23 protein-coding genes and 1 pseudogene are annotated in these 18,245 nt (G+C 61.8%); 14 read left to right on the plus strand and 10 right to left on the minus strand.

Annotated elements, in window-relative coordinates; genetic code table 11:
• Positions 1–73: 73 nt before the first annotated feature.
• On the plus strand, positions 74–292 hold the full coding sequence (locus JMF86_RS28055) for a glycine zipper 2TM domain-containing protein (RefSeq protein ID WP_041489508.1): 219 nt from the start codon (positions 74–76) through the stop codon (positions 290–292).
• Between the two features lie 91 nt (positions 293–383).
• Entirely contained in the window at positions 384–1,565 is a 1,182-nt protein-coding gene (locus tag JMF86_RS28060) for an acyl-CoA desaturase (RefSeq protein WP_011548855.1), read from the plus strand.
• A 64-nt stretch (positions 1,566–1,629) separates the two neighbouring features.
• Here JMF86_RS28060 and JMF86_RS28065 read toward each other — a convergent pair whose 3' ends face one another.
• Both JMF86_RS28065 and JMF86_RS28070 read right to left on the minus strand, forming a co-directional pair.
• Positions 1,630–1,809, minus strand: coding sequence for a hypothetical protein (locus JMF86_RS28065; protein ID WP_006413543.1), 180 nt, complete (start codon positions 1,807–1,809; stop codon positions 1,630–1,632).
• Positions 1,810–1,876: 67 nt separating this feature from the next.
• The gene (locus JMF86_RS28070) at positions 1,877–2,149 is read right to left on the minus strand and encodes a hypothetical protein (protein WP_006413577.1); all 273 of its coding nucleotides are present in this window, start codon (positions 2,147–2,149) and stop codon (positions 1,877–1,879) included.
• A gap of 262 nt (positions 2,150–2,411) precedes the next feature.
• On the opposite strand from JMF86_RS28070, the gene JMF86_RS28075 reads away from it, so the two are divergent.
• Both JMF86_RS28075 and JMF86_RS28080 read left to right on the plus strand, forming a co-directional pair.
• Positions 2,412–2,606: a hypothetical protein gene (locus JMF86_RS28075; protein ID WP_034196223.1), complete on the plus strand. Its 195-nt coding sequence runs from the start codon at positions 2,412–2,414 to the stop codon at positions 2,604–2,606.
• A 58-nt stretch (positions 2,607–2,664) separates the two neighbouring features.
• Positions 2,665–3,012 (plus strand): hypothetical protein, encoded by a 348-nt coding sequence (locus JMF86_RS28080; RefSeq protein WP_011548858.1) that lies wholly within the window; start codon positions 2,665–2,667, stop codon positions 3,010–3,012.
• 121 nt (positions 3,013–3,133) lie between these two features.
• On the opposite strand, the gene JMF86_RS28085 is transcribed toward JMF86_RS28080, so the two are convergent.
• Positions 3,134–3,310 (minus strand): CsbD family protein, encoded by a 177-nt coding sequence (locus JMF86_RS28085; RefSeq protein ID WP_027792671.1) that lies wholly within the window; start codon positions 3,308–3,310, stop codon positions 3,134–3,136.
• 582 nt (positions 3,311–3,892) lie between these two features.
• On the opposite strand from JMF86_RS28085, the gene JMF86_RS28090 reads away from it, so the two are divergent.
• From JMF86_RS28090 to JMF86_RS28100, 3 genes are all read left to right on the plus strand, one after another.
• On the plus strand, positions 3,893–4,039 hold the full coding sequence (locus JMF86_RS28090; protein ID WP_006413561.1) for a DUF3096 domain-containing protein: 147 nt from the start codon (positions 3,893–3,895) through the stop codon (positions 4,037–4,039).
• Between the two features lie 208 nt (positions 4,040–4,247).
• Positions 4,248–4,439 (plus strand): hypothetical protein, encoded by a 192-nt coding sequence (locus JMF86_RS28095; protein ID WP_201317182.1) that lies wholly within the window; start codon positions 4,248–4,250, stop codon positions 4,437–4,439.
• A 24-nt stretch (positions 4,440–4,463) separates the two neighbouring features.
• The gene (locus tag JMF86_RS28100) at positions 4,464–4,622 is read left to right on the plus strand and encodes a DUF3309 family protein (protein WP_006413600.1); all 159 of its coding nucleotides are present in this window, start codon (positions 4,464–4,466) and stop codon (positions 4,620–4,622) included.
• A gap of 127 nt (positions 4,623–4,749) precedes the next feature.
• On the opposite strand, the gene JMF86_RS28105 is transcribed toward JMF86_RS28100, so the two are convergent.
• Positions 4,750–6,039: a sodium:proton antiporter gene (locus JMF86_RS28105; RefSeq protein ID WP_041489453.1), complete on the minus strand. Its 1,290-nt coding sequence runs from the start codon at positions 6,037–6,039 to the stop codon at positions 4,750–4,752.
• Between the two features lie 281 nt (positions 6,040–6,320).
• On the opposite strand from JMF86_RS28105, the gene JMF86_RS28110 reads away from it, so the two are divergent.
• Complete coding sequence (locus tag JMF86_RS28110) at positions 6,321–6,539, plus strand: hypothetical protein (RefSeq protein ID WP_079999368.1); 219 nt, start codon at positions 6,321–6,323, stop codon at positions 6,537–6,539.
• Positions 6,540–6,804: 265 nt separating this feature from the next.
• Here the strand turns inward: JMF86_RS28110 and tkt are convergent, their stop codons facing one another.
• The 4 genes from tkt to JMF86_RS28130 form a co-directional block, all read right to left on the minus strand.
• Positions 6,805–8,880: a transketolase gene (gene tkt, locus JMF86_RS28115; RefSeq protein ID WP_011548861.1), complete on the minus strand. Its 2,076-nt coding sequence runs from the start codon at positions 8,878–8,880 to the stop codon at positions 6,805–6,807.
• A 75-nt stretch (positions 8,881–8,955) separates the two neighbouring features.
• Entirely contained in the window at positions 8,956–9,735 is a 780-nt protein-coding gene (locus tag JMF86_RS28120; protein ID WP_011694893.1) for a PRC-barrel domain-containing protein, read from the minus strand.
• 323 nt (positions 9,736–10,058) lie between these two features.
• Positions 10,059–10,421 (minus strand): hypothetical protein, encoded by a 363-nt coding sequence (locus JMF86_RS28125; protein WP_226153368.1) that lies wholly within the window; start codon positions 10,419–10,421, stop codon positions 10,059–10,061.
• A 90-nt stretch (positions 10,422–10,511) separates the two neighbouring features.
• Positions 10,512–10,889 carry a Spy/CpxP family protein refolding chaperone gene (locus tag JMF86_RS28130; protein WP_011548864.1) on the minus strand — a complete coding sequence of 126 codons (378 nt, stop codon included), beginning with the start codon at positions 10,887–10,889 and terminating at the stop codon, positions 10,512–10,514.
• Positions 10,890–11,229: 340 nt separating this feature from the next.
• Between JMF86_RS28130 and JMF86_RS35395 the strand changes: the two genes are divergently transcribed.
• Entirely contained in the window at positions 11,230–11,412 is a 183-nt protein-coding gene (locus JMF86_RS35395; RefSeq protein WP_011548865.1) for a hypothetical protein, read from the plus strand.
• A gap of 244 nt (positions 11,413–11,656) precedes the next feature.
• Complete coding sequence (locus JMF86_RS28135; protein ID WP_011548866.1) at positions 11,657–12,085, plus strand: PRC-barrel domain-containing protein; 429 nt, start codon at positions 11,657–11,659, stop codon at positions 12,083–12,085.
• A 99-nt stretch (positions 12,086–12,184) separates the two neighbouring features.
• Here the strand turns inward: JMF86_RS28135 and JMF86_RS28140 are convergent, their stop codons facing one another.
• Positions 12,185–12,904 carry a Crp/Fnr family transcriptional regulator gene (locus tag JMF86_RS28140; RefSeq protein WP_011548867.1) on the minus strand — a complete coding sequence of 240 codons (720 nt, stop codon included), beginning with the start codon at positions 12,902–12,904 and terminating at the stop codon, positions 12,185–12,187.
• Positions 12,905–13,550: 646 nt separating this feature from the next.
• On the opposite strand from JMF86_RS28140, the gene JMF86_RS28145 reads away from it, so the two are divergent.
• Entirely contained in the window at positions 13,551–15,248 is a 1,698-nt protein-coding gene (locus tag JMF86_RS28145; protein ID WP_011694891.1) for a site-specific integrase, read from the plus strand.
• 41 nt (positions 15,249–15,289) lie between these two features.
• A pseudogene (locus JMF86_RS28150) lies at positions 15,290–15,889 on the plus strand (GSU2403 family nucleotidyltransferase fold protein); the annotation flags it as partial.
• Positions 15,890–15,960: 71 nt separating this feature from the next.
• Here the strand turns inward: JMF86_RS28150 and JMF86_RS28155 are convergent.
• Positions 15,961–16,206, minus strand: a complete 246-nt coding sequence (locus tag JMF86_RS28155) for a helix-turn-helix domain-containing protein (protein WP_011548870.1) — start codon at positions 16,204–16,206, stop codon at positions 15,961–15,963.
• A 143-nt stretch (positions 16,207–16,349) separates the two neighbouring features.
• Here JMF86_RS28155 and JMF86_RS28160 point away from each other — a divergent pair, with 143 nt between their 5' ends.
• On the plus strand, positions 16,350–17,033 hold the full coding sequence (locus JMF86_RS28160; RefSeq protein ID WP_231691711.1) for a hypothetical protein: 684 nt from the start codon (positions 16,350–16,352) through the stop codon (positions 17,031–17,033).
• Positions 17,034–17,783: 750 nt separating this feature from the next.
• Positions 17,784–17,963 carry an MbcA/ParS/Xre antitoxin family protein gene (locus tag JMF86_RS35170; protein ID WP_226292229.1) on the plus strand — a complete coding sequence of 60 codons (180 nt, stop codon included), beginning with the start codon at positions 17,784–17,786 and terminating at the stop codon, positions 17,961–17,963.
• The last annotated feature ends 282 nt before the right edge of the window (positions 17,964–18,245 follow it).

Below are 18,245 nucleotides of genomic sequence, written 5' to 3' on the forward strand. Positions count from 1 at the left end.
CGGGACGTCAGCCCAGGGGGGGCCGCGCGCCGTGCGGGATCGGACAGCGTAGCGGCGACCCGAGGAGATGATCATGAGAAAGCTACATTCCGTGCCGGTCGGGACGGCGATAGTCACCATAACGATGATCGTACTGGCGGGTTGCGGCGACATGTCCCACCGCGGAACGGATACCGTGATCGGGGCGGGTGTCGGCGGCGTCGCCGGTGCGGTCCTGACGGGCGGCAGTGCGTTGGGCACCGTTGGCGGTGCCGTCGTCGGAGGGGTTGTCGGCAATCAGGTCGGGAAATAGGAGGCTCGTCGAAGGGCAGGGAATCGGCACGCGCACGCGTCGTCACGGCGAAGCGTGCGCGGATACCAGTGTGGCGCGGAGTGCGAACGGAATGTCGGCATTTCTTCTGAACGGCGAACTGAGGCTGTCCTGGTTGCAGCTTGCGTGGGTCGTGTTCGTGCTCACGCATGTCACCATCATCAGCGTGACCGTGTACCTGCACCGCTGCCAGGCGCACCGGGCGCTGGATCTGCATCCGTGCATCAGTCACTTCTTCCGGTTCTGGCTGTGGTTGACGACCGGCATGCTGACCTCGCAATGGGTCGCGGTGCATCGCAAGCATCACGCGCGGAGCGAGACCCCGGACGATCCGCATAGCCCGCGAACCCGCGGCCTCGCGACCGTGCTGCTGCGCGGCGCGGAACTGTACCGTGCGGAAGTGCGGAACGAGGAAACGGCGCGCAGATACGGATCGGGGACGCCGGACGACTGGCTCGAACGCCACGTCTATGCCCGCTATCCGAATCTCGGCGTCGGGCTGCTGGTCGTGATCGACGTCGGGCTGTTCGGGTTGCCCGGCGTGGCGGCGTGGGCGATCCAGATGATATGGATTCCGTTCTGGGCCGGTGGCGTGATCAATGGCTTAGGCCATTTCAGCGGCTATCGGAATTTCGCGACACCCGATGCGAGTACCAACCTTTTCCCGCTGGGCATCCTGATCGGCGGCGAAGAGCTGCACAACAATCATCACGCGTACGTGACGTCCGCCAGGCTGTCGAATCGCTGGTTCGAGTTCGATATCGGCTGGGCGTACATCCGCCTGCTGGCGGCATTGCGGCTGGCGACCGTTCGGCGAGTCGCAACGCAGCCGCGCCTGCTCCCGGTCAAGGCAGTCGCCGACGACGCGACGCTGCAAGCGGTCATCCGCAACCGGCATGCGGTGATGGCCGCCTTTGCGCGCACGCTCGAGTCCGCCTGCCGGCGGGAACTGCGCCGCGTCGAGGACATGAGTCGAGACGACAAGCGCGCGTTCGCGCTCGGCATGAAACACTGGCTGCGCCAGGCCTGGGGCCATCGGAACAAGCCCGACCTGCGCGTGCTGACGAGCCCCAATGCCAACCGGCGAATACGCGTGTATGTGGATATTTACGACGCGTTGCTCGAGCTATGGACGTGGCCACACGCGTCGCACGAGCAATTGCTGGCTCAGTTACAGGATTGGTGCCGCTGCGCGGAGCAGACCGGCATCGACGCGATCGCCGAATTCTCGATACACCTGCGCCGGTATGCGTGATCCCGGCCCGCCCGCGACCTGCGGTGCGGGACCGGTGTGCCACGGCGCGTGGCGCATCCGTCGCTCATCTCGCCCGATTGTCGGGGCGCAAATAACGCCACTTGCTCGCATTGGAGTTGATGCCGGCATCCTGACGGATGCGCTTTTCGGCGCGTTCGACATCGGCACGCGCGAGATCGTCCCGCTGTTTTTTCCGGGTCGCGTCATCGCGCCGGTCGATCGAGGTGCTTGAGTAATATTTCATGGATCGCTCCTGAGTGAGATGTGCTCGCGTCGCGAGACGCCGCATCGAGTCCGATGCGGCGGATGGATCAGATCGCCGTAGGGGCGATTCTGCCGTCGACGATGTCCTTGCCGAATTGCATCGCCAGATCGAGGGCGAGCGCCGCCGTTTGCGGAGCGCCATGCTCGAAAATGGTCGAGTAACGCGGCGCCGTTGCCGAGGTCGACGGAATCGTGTCGATGCGTACGATTGAACCGAAACGTTTCGGACCGGGGGCGTGGGGATCGCCGAACGGCGGGAAAAGCATTTGTGAATAGACGCGGAGTTCACGGCCGCGATATTCGAGAGTGGGAATGGTCATGATGTGCTCCTGACAGAGCGACCGTTGGCGCCGAAGGATTCGAGGGCGCCGATGCCTTGACAACGAACCGGCAGGTCTCTGTAGTGTGCGCGTTCAGAACCGGTTGCGCAATAAAAATATCGGATACCGAATCATATTGTCGATTCAGGTTGATCATCTGGCGTCAGCGAGGTGCCGCAAAACCTGCGTCCAAATAGTCGATACCGTACAGACCCGCGCGTGTCGCTCGGTTCAACATAAAGTCAATACCGAGGAGGCCGCCATGTGCATCCCACTTTCACCCGAGGTTGTCGAGACCCTCAAATCGCTTGATCGGATTCCCGATTCACAAGCCGATATTCCACGCGTCATAGCCGATGAACTGTTGACTCACGGGCTTGCATACGAGTCGCGCACCGGCGGTTCGATCAACATGACCGCCGCAGGCCGGCTGTGGCTGAATCGGTGCGCCGATTAGCGCGCACGCGTCGACCGGGTTTTTCCTGTACAACGATCCATGGACCCATGAGGCAACGATGAAAATCCAATCTACACGATGGTTTACGCTGGACCAATATGCGCCTGTGCGCGACGGATGGTATGAGGTTCGACTGGTGAGCGGAGACACGGCGTTTGCGAAGTTCGGCGACGGCGAATGGACGGAAAAGCCGATGCTCACCTTTACGCGCTGGCGAGGCTTGTGTTCCGATCCGGCCAAGTCGAGCGACCAGGAGACGCTTGCAGTGGATGCGACCGCAGATGCGACCGCGGCGAAAGGTGTCCGGGACGCGTGGGACACGTTCTTTCCCGGCGTGGGAGACGCGCAGCACAAGCCGCTTGCCGACGTGCACAGCGACCACCCTCGACGCATTGCGATATCTTGAAGGTCGGTCGGGAAGCGGGTAGCGCCGGATGTTGCCTGCACGCGCCGTCAACATCCGGTGAATTCGCGTCACGTTGCCCGATCGCGCGGTGCGATAGAACCGAACCGTTCGCGTGAGCATCCTACGGCCGCTTCCTGAGTTGCTCCTTCGCGTCACCGAATGACGCTTGCGTCTTTCCGATGACCTGTTCGACCTTGCCCTGCATCCTGGTCGATCGATTTCCCATGATTCTGCCGACCATTTCCTTCAGTTTGCCCTTCGCTTCCGCGATGCGGCCTCTCATCTGATCCCTGTTCATCATCTTGCTCCTTGACATGGATCGCATGTTTCACCGGTACGAAATCCTGAACCATCGAAGCGTCGTACTGGTGCTTCGGCGCGCGACAATCAGGATGCCGGAATACAGGTTGAGCGCGTTCGTGACGGAAGTCGGTACGATGCCGTACGTGAACCGGCACCGCCACGCGAGCAGGTGTATGCGGGCGGCTCCCGGGTCGATCGCTGCGAAGGGTGGTTGTCTGTTTTTACATGCTTGGTACGCTTTCGTACCGCATTCACGTTCGCCAGTGTGTAGCGTCGGGGATATCCACGAACTGCCTGAGGCGAATCATGCAGCGAAAAACACTTACATGAGGTACGCAGGGATCGCGTCTTGCTATCTGCGTCGTGGTGCAGGGATGCACGACGACCGGCACATCCGACGCGAGCGGCCGCCAGATCGACGAATGCCACATCACCGCCGCCGGCGTCGGCTCGCTCCTTGCGCGCTCTTGCGCGACCGCCAAGAGCCCGCGTGTCGCCTGGGTCAAGTCGCTGTAACGAGCATCGGAGGCAGCGCGGATTCGTATCCATCTGTCGTTTTCAATCTTGCGGAGGGCATATGCACATCCTCACGAGCGCAGGCCCACTGGTTTCGCTGATCGCCGGCATTCTGATTCTCGTCGTGCCGCGGCTGTTGAATTACATCGTTGCGATCTACCTGATCGTCATCGGGTTGCTCGGTTTGTTCGGAGGGCATCTCCACTGAACCGGGTCCCGTCACCCGAAAAAGCAGGTGACGAACTTCGCAGCTGGTACCCACGATCGTCGGCTCGTCGGTGTCGACAGGTCGATCCGTCGCGCGGTGCCGTGCGTCCGGTACGTCGCCGGACATACTCCACGCCCGCGTCCGCCTACCTTGATATCGAAAGAGTCGATGCACGTCCCGAACCGGGTGCATCGCGCACGAGCCCTGCATGAAGAAGCAGGACGACTTCCGTCCGGGTAACTCCGGCATTCGAGAGGCGACCCCGCGAATTTCGACGCGACCGGCGACGAACGGCGCGTGCGCGCGTCGACGTGGAATCGCTCGGGAGCGTTTCGACGGAAACATCGGTTCGATTGCATTCGGCGAGGCCAACGATGCGGACGCATCGCGGCATGACTAGCCGGATTGATTGAAGAGAGACGGCATGTCACTGGGACTACTTCTACTGATCGTTGCCGTGCTGCTGATGGTCGGGATGATCCCGACCTGGCGCTACAGCAACGGCTGGGGTTATGGTCCAAGCGGATTGCTGGGCTTGGTATTGGTCGTGTTACTCATACTGATGCGGCTGGGCAGGCTGTGACGCGGGACATCATCGACGCTGCAAGTTCATGGAAGGACTGTCGCCCGGCACCTTGAGTGTCGGGTGTGGCATCGCGCCAAACCGTTCGACCAGCCCACGCATCGCGTCACTACGCCCGTCCTGGGTCTCACGCATAACGACGCATCAGCGGCGCAGCTGAAATACCGTGCAGCACGATCGACACGGCGATGATGGCCAGTACCCACGGAACCATCGGCAACAGTTGCGCGCGCGGCTCTTGCTCGATGGCCAGCATCAGGTAATACAGGGAACCCACGCCGCGAATGCCGAACCAGCTGATCAGCCGGCGCTGGTGGTGCGACGCCCGGGAGCCGATCAGCGCAAGCTGGGTGGCGGCCGGCCGGATGACGAACAGCAGTGTCGCGACCACGGCCGCGCCCGCCCAGGTGAGCATGTCAGCCCAATACCGTGAGACGAGCGCGCCGATCAGCAGGATCAGGACGGCTTCGACGATGTGTTCAAGCTCGATTGTGAATCCCATGACCGATTCCGCGACGAAGGCATGGGCTTTGTCGGGATCGGTGGCGGTGGCTTCGACATCCTCGCTGTTCACGACGCCGACCGTCTCCTTCGACGTCTTCTGGCCGCTCGTTCGATGTTCGACGCGCCGCATCGCGACGCCCGCCGCGAACACGGCCAGGAACCCGTAGCCATGAATGGCGAGCGCCACACCGTACGACAGCATGATCAGGCCGAGCGCGAAGAACCCTTCGAGGCCGAGCGCCTGGCTGTGACGGCTGCGCAGGAATGCGACGAGCCGGGCCGTGACGAAGCCGAGCAGCCAGCCTGCGCCCGCACCGGACGCGATACCCCATGCAATGCCGCCGACCATGCTCCAGTGAAGCGCCGACGTCGTGCCGGAACCGCACAAAAGCATGCCGAGTACCGCGCACGGGTAGGCCGTGCCGTCGTTGATCCCACCTTCGGCGGACAACGAAAAACGTACCAGCTCGACGTCACCCGCGTCGCGCACGCCGACGTCATGAGCGAGCACGGGGTCGGTCGGCGCGATCATCGCGCCGAGAAGTACCGCGACACCGAGATTCAAATTCAGCACCAGCACGCCGAGCGCGGCGATCGACGCCACGGTGAAGATCATTGCGACGACGCCGAGCCGCAGCGGCAGCATCCAGCGGGGATCGGCGGGCGGGACACGCAGCCTCAGGCCGATCGCGAACAGCGAGATCAGCAAGCCGATTTCGGCAGCAATGCGCAAGTTCGTGACGTCGTCCGGCAATTTCAGCGACAGGAAGCCGGTGCCGGCCGGTCCGACCAGAAAGCCGATCCCGAGATACACCATGGCCGCACTCAGCGGCAGGCGCTTAAGCGACGATCCGATGAGTCCCATGAAAATCAGCAGGGCTCCGAAGATGAGGCATCCGATCGTTTCGGTCACTTTGCATACCTCGCATGGATCACGTTGTGCTCGCCGCGTGTCGGCCGCAGGTCGCCATGCGGCGTCGTGGAGGGTGGTGCGCGGCACGCACGGGACGGCTCGCGCCGGACGGGGCGCCGATGCCCCCCGCGCCCGTCGCACAGTATCGCGCCGGGCGCCTGCATTGCGGCCGTCGCTGCCGGGAAGTGCCCCGCGCGCATGCGATGTACGGTAGCGGGCAGAGCGGCGCAGTGCTTCGGCATAGACTGTCCGCCGTTCCTCACGACAACCGGAGCATTGCCATGGCCCACACAGCAATCGAGGAAGACCTCCGTTCACTCGAACGACTCATTGCACGCGTCGCCCCCGGTGAGCCTGCGCCATGGGCACTCTGGCGAATTAGGCTGGAATCGATTCTCGAACACGGCAGTCCGACGCCATCTGAACGCATGCATTTCGTCAGCATCATCGCCCTTATTCTCATGCTCGAGCGCCGAGCCGGCAAGCCCGCCACCGCTTGAGCATGGCGGGTGGCGGAATGGGCGGCGCTTCGCGCGTTCGGTTGGTTGTGGAAGGTCCCGGCGCCCGCCGTCCGCCACGCGCATGCCGGCAGTCACGGCCCGTGCGCGAACGAGAATGCGCCAGTGCCTCATACAGGAGAGCGGAGCGGATCACGTGGCGCATCGTGCCCGATGCCCAGTCGATGGTCGACGCGGTACTCGAAGCCGGTATGTGCCATGCCAGCTGCGGCCCGAACGGTTGATACGCGTACGGGCCGTCCACGGATCAGGCGAGCAGTTTCAGTGCGTGGTCGCAGACGTTCTCGACCGTGAAGCCGAAATCTCGCATCAGCTCGGCGCCCGGCGCCGACGCGCCGAAACCCGCGATGCCGAGTACGTCGCCACGATCGCCGACATAGCGGTGCCAGCCTTGTGACACACCCGCTTCGATCGCCAGCCGCGCGCCGACCGACTTCGGCAGCACGGCGTCCTGATATGGCTGGGGCTGAGCGTCGAATAATCTCCAACAGGGCAGCGACACCACCCGAACCGCTACGCCGCGCGCGAGCAATTCGACTTGTGCCGCCAGCGCGAGCGTGACTTCCGAGCCCGTCGCGATCAGGATCAGCGTGGGGTGGCCATCGGGGGCATCGGCCAAGACGTAGCCGCCACGCCGCAAGCCCTCGGCCGGCGCGAACCGGAGGCGATCGATGGTCGGCACGTCCTGGCGGGTCAGTACCAGCGCAGTCGGTCGCTCCCGCGCTTCGAGCGCCACACGCCACGCGACGGCGGTTTCATTGGCATCGGCCGGTCGAATCACCAGCAGGCCCGGGACCGCACGCAGTCCGGCAAGCTGCTCCATCGGCTGATGTGTCGCACCGTCCTCGCCGACGGCGAGACTGTCGTGCGTGAACACGTAGATCACCTGCAGACGCATCAATGCGGCGAGCCGGATCGGCGGACGCATGTAGTCGGAAAAGATCAGAAAGGTCGCGCCGAATGGCCGGATGCCGCCGTGGGCCGCCAAGCCGTTCAGGATCGCGCCCATCGCATGCTCGCGCACGCCGAAATGCAGATTGCGGCCGCTACGGCTCCAGCCGCCGCCGTCGGACCCTTGTCGGTCGAGCGCGTTCACGCCGGCGGCCTCGAAATCGCCGAGCCCGATTAGCGCGGTGAAGGTGGAGGGGTTTAGGTCGGCGGAGCCGCCGACCAGCGACGGGACGCGGGAGGCGAGGGCGTTCAACACCTTGCCGGATGCGACCCGCGTCGCCATGCCTTTCGGATCGGCCGGAAAGACCGGGATATCGCGGTCCCAACCGTCGGGCAGCTTGCCGTGCACAGTGTTCAGCAGCATCCGAGCCAGCTCGGGGAACGCGCGCGTATAGGCCTCGAACCGCGCGTTCCACTGCTCTTCCCGTACTCGCCCCTCCGCCAGCGCCCGGCGAAAATGCGCGAGCGCCGGTGGGGGAATATGAAACGCGGGATCGGGCGGCCAGCCGAGGTTGTGCTTGGTCAGGCGCACCTCGGCATCGCCGAGTGGCGATCCGTGAGCCTGGTACGTGTCTTGCCGGTTGGGCGAGCCATAGCCGAGATGCGTGCGCACGAGGATCAACGACGGACGTCGCTGCTCGGCGCGTGCGTTGACCAGCGCCGCATCGATGGCGGCCAGGTCGTTGCCGTCTTCGACCGTTTCGGTATGCCAGCCGTAGGCGTCGAACCGTTGTGCGCGATCTTCGGTGAAGGTGATCGCGGTGCCGGCGGACAGCGTGACGCGATTATCGTCGTACAGGCAGATCAGCTTACCGAGCTGGAGATGGCCGGCAAGCGATGCCGCTTCCGCCGCGACGCCTTCCATCAGGTCGCCGTCGCTGACGAGTGCGTAGGTGCGGTGATCCACGATCTCGAAGCCGGGACGGTTGTAGCACGCGGCGAGCTGCGTTTCCGCCATCGCCATGCCGACGGCGTTGGCGAAACCCTGGCCGAGCGGGCCGGTCGTCGTCTCGACACCCGGAGTGAGGCCGCGCTCCGGATGGCCGGGCGTGAGGCTGCCCGATTGCCGGAAGCGGCCGATCTGATCGAGCGGCAGGTCGTAGCCGGTGAGGTGGAGCAGGCTGTACAACAGCATCGATCCATGTCCGGCCGACAGGATGAAGCGATCGCGATCGAACCATGCCGGATTGGCCGGGTGATGCTTGAGATGACGCATCCATAGCGCATAGGCCATCGGCGCGGCGCCGAGCGGCAGGCCTGGATGGCCGCTCGCCGCTTTCTGCACGGCATCGATCGACAGGAAGCGCAGCGTATTGATGCACAGCGCATCGAGTGCCGCCCCTTGGATTGACGGGAAATCGGTTGAGGTCATGCAACTGCTCCTTGGCGTTCGGTCACGCAACATCCCAAACGGGATGGTGGTTGCGTTGACGGCCCGTCGTCCGCGTTAGCGGTCTCGGGGCCAGTAGCCGTGCTTGCCGTAGAATTCGTGCAACTCGATTTCGTAGCTTCGATGCACGAGCTGCGAGTCGTCGTAGGGAGGGCTGCGGCGGATCGCGTCGCGCGTGAGCGTGGCCGACACCGTTTCCGTATGCCATTCCACCTGGTCAAGCCAGTGCGTCGCGATCAGGACTTCCTTGCCGGTCGACCACCAGCTCGACGTGTCGATCGCGAGATAGCGGATCACCCAGGCTTCATCGTCGTAAATGAAGTCGGACACGTGACCGATATGTCCGTCCGTGGCTTCGAGCCGATATCCGTCGACCTCGCCGGTGCTGCGCAAATGCGTATCCGCCGGCGCACTGGCCGGCGCGCCGTGCGAGAACAGCGGGTCGCCGGCATCGAGATCCTGCGACGGTCCGGCCGGATCGAAAGCCGGGTAAGCACCCATCCCCCAAAGGTTCGGGCCGCCCCAGTAAGTCGGGTAGTTGTAGTAACGCAGGTACTCGATCTCGTGCTGGCGCGATACCGGCTTGTGCGTGTCCAGATTCGGGCTGTCTCTCACCTGCTCTTGCGACAGACTGACATATAGCGTGCGGAATTCGGGATGTGTTACGGAATATGGCGAGATTAGAACCCGTCTGTCGTGCAGCCAGTCGCCCGTCTCGACGACGAGGTAGCGAATACACCAGTTGTCGTCGTCGAAGTAGGCCTGGTTAATGTGCCCGATATCGCCGTCCTTCGCTCGAACCGTGTCTCCGTGCAACCTTCGGATGCTTCGCAACATGATGTCCTCGTCAGAGCGATGCCCGGCACTTCGGTGATCCGGCTGACCTGCCTGCCGTGCAGTGGTATCCAGCCGTTCGCCCGCCGATGCGGAGCGATGCCTGCTAAGCGCGTCCCCTCGGGCGGCCGGCATGATTGAGACGCTACACGCGACGAATGCCCGATGCGGTACGAAACCGTACAATGCGCGCACGGGCGCGAACCGCCCCTCCCGGCATGTCGCGACACCTCCTCGCCAGCTTCGTCATCAGGATCACGAAGCAGTGAGGATCGCCACATCCACGTGCCGCCAGGTGTACCCGTCCGCCGGACTGGATTCGTACGTCAACGCAGCCGCAGCGGGATGAACAGCGAGACGCCGGGCGCCGGTGCCGGCTCGTAAACCATCGGAGGCGCGGCATAAGCGTCATCCTCGCCATCGTAATAGCCGTCGCCTCCATGCCGGTGATGGTCGTAGTAGCGACCGCCCTGATGCGTCATGCGCGCGTGATTGCCCTTGTCCCAGCCGTGATTCATTCTCTCCGCATGCAACTGCGGTGCAACGACAAGGCAGCCGAACGCAACGATCATGCCGACGAGCCGCGTGCCTGATCTCGGCGCCACCGTGTTTCGACGTGCGTGTCCGGCAGAAACGTCCATCATGTTCTCCCGTGTACGATCCGCAATCTGCCGGTCAGCGGCTGTCATCGACAGTCGGTATCGGCAGAAGGTCCGGAACTATTGCTCCTTGATCAGGTGGCGACCGTTGCCACGGAAAATCGCATTCGCGTTCTGCTTTTACGTATCGGACATCTTGTCGTAAAGCGGCTGAAACGCCGTGGTCAGCTTTTTGACGCCATCTGCGTGCACGTTGGTGACTTCGCCATAGGAATGAAGATCGCCCATCGCGCTCATGTCGTTCGCGTGATCGCTACGTGCCTTCCTGAGCGATTCCATCGCGTTCGCGTTGTCGCGCATCACCTGCGCCACCGGCTGCCACAGCGATTCCTGGCCAGGCGTGATGCCAAGCCGCTGGTGCAGGCTGTTGATGCGCCCGTCGATCGACCTTTGCGCCGCCACGGGCATGATGTGGGGCGGTGCTTGATCCGGTGCGGAGCCGCGGGCATTCGAGAGTGAGGGGAAGACGGCCGCGCCGAGGGCGACTGTCGCCGCCACGGAGAACTCGCCGGCAATCTGTCGGGGGAGAGCGAGAAGAACGAGTGTCGTGGCGGATCCTGGTGAAAAATTGGGAAGAAGTCGACGTACCGCGACGCATCCGGTCGGCGGCGAATTTCGGCCCGGTAGCCCAGCTATACGCGGGATGCGCGGGCTCAGTCTGTCCTATGCCGGACGGTTTTCCGGTGTACGTGGCCGTTTCGCGATGTCCGGCGGATCACGCTCGCACCGGGCGGAATATTCCAATCGGGCCTATGCTGGCATCGTGACCGGAGGCGTTTCACGCTGGTGGGCCAGATGAATCCGGCCCGATCCGACCATCAACTCCACGGAGGCGGTTATGCGCAGCAGGTATCGAGAGCAGCATACGAACGGTGGCAAGAGCGAGCGCAATGTCGACGAGGCGGTGGAGGGGACGTTCCCCGCCAGCGATCCGCCGTCGATCGGTGGTGTCACGAGGATGATCTCCCGCCCGGCCCATCGAAAGCATCACCGGAAGTCGTTGCACATCAAGCACCGCTAGCGCAGGGGCAGCGCCCTGCGAGACTACGAAGGATCGAGTCGTCGCCGGTATTCGGCGATATCGATAAGCGTGGCGGAATCGGTCGGAGCGTCGGCGAGCCAATATTCCCGAGGTGCTCGGGTACGGAACCGTACCGACTTCCAATGCCGGTGCGCGCAGCGTTTCCTCGTGCGTCGAGTGCCGCTTTCGATGTCGAGGCCGTGTACGAGACGGATATTCCCGGAACTTGTCCAAGGAGGACATCATGAGGATGCTCCACACCCCCGACCGATCCGGGGATGACGGCAACGGGGGCAAGCTCGTCGAACGCGATGCTGGCGATGAACCCGGTCATATGGTGACGACCGCCGATGTCCTGAGGGGCAGCAAGATCATCGCGTCGGACGGTGAGGATATCGGCAACGTGTTCGACATCGTGCTCGATTTGCACCACGGCAAAATTGCCTACGCGGTAGCGTCCAGCGGCGGCATGGGCGAGATGCTTTGTGCCATTCCGTGGAGTGCGATGAAATACGATGTCGGTGACAAATGTTTCCACCTGGACGTGACCGCCGCGCATGTCAAAAGTACCCCTGGCTTCGACGACGAGCATTGGCCGGTGATGACGCAATCGCAGTGGGGATTGTCGCTTCACCAGTACTACAACCGGGCGCCGTACTGGGTCGCCGGATGAGGCGAGGTTGGCGGCAAGGTGTCGATCGGCCGCTTCCGGGCCTTCTCGGACATCGAGGGCAGTTGCGGGAAAGGCCGGCACGATGCGGCTCAGTGGCGGCTAGAGTCGCTTCAGATCGGGAAGCAGGCGATCGAATTCGCGTTTGACCACCGCATAGCATTCGCACACGCGCTTTTCGAGCCCGGGTCGGTCCAGCACTTGGATATGGCCGTAGTTGTAGCGGATGAGGCCCGCGTCCTGCAGCTTCAAAGCAGCCTCCGTCACGCCCGACCGCCGCACGCCCAGCATGTTGGCGATCAGTTCCTGCGTCATGCGCAACTGGTTCGAAGGCAGGCGGTCGAGGCTGAGCAGCAGCCAGCGGCACAGCTGCTGATCGATGGAATGATGGCGGTTGCACACCGCAGTCTGCGCCATCTGCGTGATGAGCGCCTGGGTATAGCGCAACAACAGGCGTTGCATCGCATTGCCACGCCTGAATTCTTCTTTCAGGACGCTCGCGTCGAGCCGGTAGGCCTGCCCAGCGCTTTGCACGACGGCGCGACTCGGCGTCGTTTCGCCGCCCATGAACAGCGACACACCGATCATGCCCTCATGCCCGACGATCGCGATTTCCGCAGACGAGCCGTCCTCCATCACGTACAGCAGCGACACGATCGACGTGGTCGGAAAATAGACGTGATGAAGCTGGCCGCCCGATTCGTACAGCACTTTTCCCAACGGCATGTCGACAAGCGTCAGGTGAGCGGCGAGGTGAGCGCGTTCGTTTTCCGGCAGCGCGGCAAGCAGGTGATTTTCGGTGATGGGCGGGTTGTCCTGCATGCGTGGCTCCTGCGCTCGCGCTCGGGCGACGATGAAGAATCCAGCCATTAGGGGCGCAGTGGGAATCGGCGGGAGAGGCCAATCCTCACACTTTACCGATCCGACGACCGGACGGGATGGCGGCAGCAATATGTCCCTTTTCTCGATGAGTTCGGGAGACCGTTCGAGCGCGAATCCTGCATCAAAAATTATAGTGCCGGCACATGTCTCATCAAGGTGGGCGCAATCACGCGCAGGCGTACCGTCGACGTTGACGTGTGGTGTTGATGACAGATGGACGATGCCGGAAGCGCCGCGTTGCCTGCTGTTCGATCACGAACTGGCAACCGTTGAGCGCATTCCCGTCTGGACTTGCCCCTGTATCTCCAGACACCCGTTATTGTAAGTGGGGGACTGTGTTCGGTGTTTCAGGGGGCTGCTCCACCGTCATCCACGACGAGCAGCTTGCGACGATCCCGTCGCATCACTATCTGGATGCCTGGGAGCGGCGGTGACAGGGCATCACGAACCGCAAGCGCTTGCCGATTGCGGCCGTATTACGTACCTAACCATTACGAATTGAAATAACTTTGTCAGCAATTTGATGATGATAGGCAGATAAGGATTATTATCTGCCTATCATCAAAAATCGCCTAAACTGGAGATCATGAAAACGCGTCAGTTCCATGCCACTGCCGACGAAGCCACGCTCGACTTTCCGGACGAGGCGGAGCTTGCCGCGCTACGGAGCTGGTACGCCGGTCTGGAGGCGCGAGCCGCTGTCTCTCGTTACCTGAGCGAACGGCGGGCAACTGGCGCATCGTCGCGTAGCATCCTCGGGCGCATTCGCCGGCGACTCGTGGCGTTTGCTCGAGCGCGTCATCGCGAGGATCTCGCGATCGCGTTCGTCGATCGTCCTTCTCAAGCCGTGGTAGACGCTGTCGTCCAGGCCATCGATGTACTGCGTCATCTACCTGTTCCCCAGCCGCACATCTCGGATGAAATTGGCGAATGGCTGCCGCCACGTGTCGTGGTGTCCCTGCAGGCGCACGGGATCAGAACGCTTGCAGACCTGACCGTCCGAATTCCGCGTCGGAGCCGCTGGTGGTCGACGATCGACGGTCTTGGGGCCGCCGGCGCGCGGCACGTTGAAGCGTTTTTTGCTGCGTACCCGGCCTTGACCGAACGAGCCCGCACGTTGATCGCCGCGGTACCGTCCGGAAACATCGTTCCGTGGGAGCGAATGCACGTGCCGCATGAGGTTAACGGCACGCGTGGAAAGTTTCGGGCACCGCAGGAGGCCTGCTTGCTGAGCGCATCGAATGACTACGAGGCCGTCCTCTCCTGGTTGTCGCTGCATGAATCAGCGGATACGCAACGTGCCTACAGGAAAGAAGCCGAGCGGCTGATCCTGTGGGCGATCGTCGAGCGCGGTCGAGCATTGTCGTCGCTCACGACGGATGACGCGATTGCGTATCGCGGCTTCTTGCGTCGGCCGACACCGCGGGAGCGTTGGGTGGGGCCGCCTCGGCCACGACAGAGCGTCGAGTGGCGGCCGTTTAACGGTTCCCTATCAGCTCGGTCGACAGCGCATGCGTTGACGGTGCTATCCGCAATGTTTCGTTGGCTGGTTGAGCAGCGCTATGTTCAGGCGAACCCATTTGCTGGCGTCAAGGTGCGAGGTGGCGTGTTGCATACGGGACTGGACGTCTCGCGGGGCTTTACGGAGGGCGAGTGGTTGTTGATCCGCACACTGGCCGACGGGCTTGAATGGTCATACGGCTGGAGCGAGCCAGCTGCTCAGCGCTTACGCTTTCTACTGGACTTCGGCTACGCGACGGGGCTGCGCGCCGGCGAACTGGTTGGCGCCAAGCTGGGCGATATCCGCCGCGACGAACATGGCGATCACTGGCTGCATGTGATCGGGAAGGGCGGGAGGCCCGGTAAGGTTGCGTTACCGACACTGGCGCGAACCGCGTTGGATTTTTGGCTCATGCAGCGCGGGTTGCCGGTGACGCCATCTCGTTGGATTCCTTCTACTCCGCTCGTTTCAAGTCTTGAGGAAGACGCTGCCGGCATTCAGAGTACCCGTCTTTGGAGGGTGATCCGCCGCTTTTTCCTGCTGGTGGCCGGTGCGATCGAGGGGGAACAGCCGGCGACCGCCGAGAAATTGCGCCGCGCGAGCCCGCATTGGATACGCCATACACATGCCACGCATGCGTTGGCGCGTGGCGCGGAACTGATCATGGTGCGCGACAATCTGCGGCATGCGTCAATTTCGACAACGTCGACCTACTTGCATAGTGACGAGGCGCAAAGGGCGCGGCAGTTTGACCGGGCGTTTTGCTCCAGGAGTTCGAAATAAAAACGACTGCGTAGAGGCGGTCAGAGATTGCAAAGAAGGTCATGGGCGCGGGGGCGAAAGGCTTCTACGCGGAATTCCTCACGCCGTTGACGGGCAGTCCTTGTCGGCGCAACAAGGTGACGAAGCAGCTGGAAAAGGATGCGACCGAGGCGAATGCCGGCGTCGTGGCCCAGAAGCTGCGTCACCTCGAAGTGCTTCTACACGAGCCGTGGGCGGTCACGATCCCGGCCAACGAGTCGGGTCTCGGCGAAGACGTGCCGGATCTCCAGATCCCGAATCCAGTGAGCTTCATGGTCCAGAAGTTGTTGATTCGCGACGACCGGATTCCGGAAAAGCGTGCTCAAGACGTGCTCTACATCCACGATGCGATGCTTCACTTCGTGAACACGATCGAGGATGATCTGATCCCAATCTGGAAGCGCCTGTATGACACGATGACGGAGGCACAACGGAAGTCGGTGAGATCCGGTGTCGACGAGCTATTCACGGAAGTCAACGACATTATCCGCGCCGCGGTCGAAATTGCGCAGCCTGAACGCGACATCGATCCGGAAGATATGCTTCGGCTCTGTCGTGATGGTTTCGACGAGCTATTCGGCGACGCTGGGTGGCCGTTGGGGGCGGGGTCTCCTTTTGCATAAGGAGTTTGAGGACTGGCTTACTCCTCGCCAGTCGGATCAAAAGCCGCTGCGATCGCGTGCGAGTTACCTCGTTACAAACCTGCCGAAGCGAGAAGTTCTGAAGGTTGCCAAGCAAGCGCTCGAGAGATTCTCAGAAGATTCAGCAACGTGACATTTCGTTCGCCCCTCTCGATTTTGCCCATGTGGCTTCTGTCGATGTTCGCGAGGTGGGCGAGTGATTCCTGCGAAATGTTGAGTGCGAGTCGGCGTGCACGGATCGACCTACCTATCTGCTTGAGGTGCGCTTCTGTGTCGCTTCGGCCCGATACCCTTTCCATGCGCGTATGGTCGAGGTATCATCATCGATTGGCCACGGCATTTACGACCCATTAATGCCAGACAAGTAGAAAGCGACGAAGTGAGGACCGAGCGGGTGTTGTCCCGATCTTGTCGTCAATGAATGATGGAGTAGTTAGCGGTGATGTATGGCGATGGAGCGCTGTCGGATGTGCAGTCGGTAGTGAGCGATGTAGTTGGTGGGCTCACCGAAGTCTCGGAAATGCTATCGTTGTTCGATGCTGGAAAGAAGAATGTGTCCCACGGGCATGCCGAGATGGTTGCGACCACGTTATTGAACGGATCGGTCGACGTCTGGTACCGAGGTCGATACTTGACGGTGCCCCTTCGTCAACTGACTGCGTGGTTCAGAAATCCCGTTGAAATTGGCGCAGAACGCTTCCATGTTGCTGAGCCTGTCTTTCGACGTTGGATGGACAGCGAGCAGGAGCAAGGGGCTGGCCATCTTTTTCTGCAATGCAGCCATGCAGATTGCAAGCAGCGTCGGATGTTGACCTTTTACGACCCGCGTGAGATGCAACAGATGGAGCATCGCGTTGCTTCGGAGATTTGGTACTGTCATCGCCATCGCCTTGTGGCGTGGGAGGTGTCGCGATCTCTAAGCGACGAATATCTGGAACTGCTTGCGCTCGTGTACCGGTCGCCCGGATGCAACCGCGATCAGCTCAAATGCCTGAAGCGCGATACCGACTTTCTGACGTCGATTGGACTGTTGACATCTGAGCCACCAGCAAGTGGAGGTCGAAAGGCATATGCGTTTCGCTTGACCTCTCAAGGTACGGACATCGTTCGTGCGCAGGATCAGTAACTGGTAAAAACATCAATGTCTAGTAAGCGCGACCGTGCAACCGCTTCTTGGCTACTTTCCCGGTCGGCACAGCATCTGCGCGTTATCAGGGCAGCCATGGCCGTTTCCGGAAATCTATGGATTGCGCTTGAGTGGTATCGGCACAGTTCGCTGCCAGAATTCGATGGCAAAACTGCCCAACGTCTGGTGGCCGACGGCCGAGAAAAGGCCGTGTTGGCGTACCTGGCTTCAATCGGGAGCGGATGGGCTGGATAGTCGGATCGTGATTGAGCCGACTAGTGATCATCACCCCGTCTGGTCATTGGTGAAGCTGGTAGATAGGTGGGACAGAGAATGGTGCGGGATTATCCTCAGCCACCAAGCTCCGCTCCCTGTTTTCGGTTCTGAGGCAGAAAGCGTATATATTGATGCATTGAGCCATTCGTGGATCAACGTTTCCGTCAGTCAGCCTACAGAGATCTGTTCACGATGATATGGGCAGAACTCTATATTTACACTTTGTGCAGTTAAGAGCTGCACTGTCAATTATAGACGGGTTCTACGGTAAGCGTCTGGAGAACGGGTCTTGGCGGGGTCACTGCTTGCTAAGCCCCGTATGAGATATCGGCGCGCGACCAACGCCGAATCGAGCGCGACACATAAATGCCCACCACTAGAAAAGGCAACCGCGAGGATTCGCTGCCATCGGATTCAGGCCCACAAAGTATCTCGCCAGCCGTCGTTGAAATGCTTGTCACGCAGGTTCGGAGGATGATCGAAGAATCTGGGAATCCGGATGGCTTTGACGCACGGTCATGGCTTCTCAACTGGCTTCATTCGCCGGTTCCGGCTCTCGGTGGAGGATGTCCTGCAGACTACCTTCACACTCCTGAAGGCGTAGATCTGATTGCGAGGTTGCTCGCGAGCGCGCAAACCGGGGCTTACTGGTAGGCTCTTCGGATAACCGTGCAACGCCGCGCAATGCCGTTCACGACGCCAAGCTTGGCCGCCTGTCTTTGATAACAGGCGCAATTCGCGGTGAGATGTGGACTCCCCACGCAACGCTGCGCCAGCGTGCGTGCTTTGCCGCGCTTACGTACAAGCGCGGCTAGACGCGGTGAGGCTATCGATCGGGAGGCGTGGAGCCTTGTGAGCGCTCAAATACGAACATGCGGGAGTTGCGTTGAGGGGCAGGGGAGGGGGCTAGGAACAAATTTATGCAAAATTTGGGAA

This window comes from Burkholderia sp. E168m15 (assembly GCF_016586105.1).
GTDB classification, from domain to species: Bacteria; Pseudomonadota; Gammaproteobacteria; order Burkholderiales; family Burkholderiaceae; genus Burkholderia; species Burkholderia orbicola.

Bases quoted from the DNA above. Each gene is read 5' to 3' on its own strand.
- JMF86_RS28055 (WP_041489508.1), top strand. From the start codon at position 74: ATGAGAAAGCTACATTCCGTGCCGGTCGGGACGGCGATAGTCACCATA.
- JMF86_RS28060 (WP_011548855.1), top strand. From the start codon at position 384: ATGTCGGCATTTCTTCTGAACGGCGAACTGAGGCTGTCCTGGTTGCAG.
- JMF86_RS28065 (WP_006413543.1), bottom strand. From the start codon at position 1,809: ATGAAATATTACTCAAGCACCTCGATCGACCGGCGCGATGACGCGACC.
- JMF86_RS28070 (WP_006413577.1), bottom strand. From the start codon at position 2,149: ATGACCATTCCCACTCTCGAATATCGCGGCCGTGAACTCCGCGTCTAT.
- JMF86_RS28075 (WP_034196223.1), top strand. From the start codon at position 2,412: ATGTGCATCCCACTTTCACCCGAGGTTGTCGAGACCCTCAAATCGCTT.
- JMF86_RS28080 (WP_011548858.1), top strand. From the start codon at position 2,665: ATGAAAATCCAATCTACACGATGGTTTACGCTGGACCAATATGCGCCT.
- JMF86_RS28085 (WP_027792671.1), bottom strand. From the start codon at position 3,310: ATGAACAGGGATCAGATGAGAGGCCGCATCGCGGAAGCGAAGGGCAAA.
- JMF86_RS28090 (WP_006413561.1), top strand. From the start codon at position 3,893: ATGCACATCCTCACGAGCGCAGGCCCACTGGTTTCGCTGATCGCCGGC.
- JMF86_RS28095 (WP_201317182.1), top strand. From the start codon at position 4,248: ATGAAGAAGCAGGACGACTTCCGTCCGGGTAACTCCGGCATTCGAGAG.
- JMF86_RS28100 (WP_006413600.1), top strand. From the start codon at position 4,464: ATGTCACTGGGACTACTTCTACTGATCGTTGCCGTGCTGCTGATGGTC.
- JMF86_RS28110 (WP_079999368.1), top strand. From the start codon at position 6,321: ATGGCCCACACAGCAATCGAGGAAGACCTCCGTTCACTCGAACGACTC.
- tkt (WP_011548861.1), bottom strand. From the start codon at position 8,880: ATGACCTCAACCGATTTCCCGTCAATCCAAGGGGCGGCACTCGATGCG.
- JMF86_RS28120 (WP_011694893.1), bottom strand. From the start codon at position 9,735: ATGTTGCGAAGCATCCGAAGGTTGCACGGAGACACGGTTCGAGCGAAG.
- JMF86_RS28125 (WP_226153368.1), bottom strand. From the start codon at position 10,421: ATGACAGCCGCTGACCGGCAGATTGCGGATCGTACACGGGAGAACATG.
- JMF86_RS35395 (WP_011548865.1), top strand. From the start codon at position 11,230: ATGCGCAGCAGGTATCGAGAGCAGCATACGAACGGTGGCAAGAGCGAG.
- JMF86_RS28135 (WP_011548866.1), top strand. From the start codon at position 11,657: ATGAGGATGCTCCACACCCCCGACCGATCCGGGGATGACGGCAACGGG.
- JMF86_RS28140 (WP_011548867.1), bottom strand. From the start codon at position 12,904: ATGCAGGACAACCCGCCCATCACCGAAAATCACCTGCTTGCCGCGCTG.
- JMF86_RS28145 (WP_011694891.1), top strand. From the start codon at position 13,551: ATGAAAACGCGTCAGTTCCATGCCACTGCCGACGAAGCCACGCTCGAC.
- JMF86_RS28155 (WP_011548870.1), bottom strand. From the start codon at position 16,206: ATGGAAAGGGTATCGGGCCGAAGCGACACAGAAGCGCACCTCAAGCAG.
- JMF86_RS28160 (WP_231691711.1), top strand. From the start codon at position 16,350: ATGTATGGCGATGGAGCGCTGTCGGATGTGCAGTCGGTAGTGAGCGAT.
- JMF86_RS35170 (WP_226292229.1), top strand. From the start codon at position 17,784: ATGATCGAAGAATCTGGGAATCCGGATGGCTTTGACGCACGGTCATGG.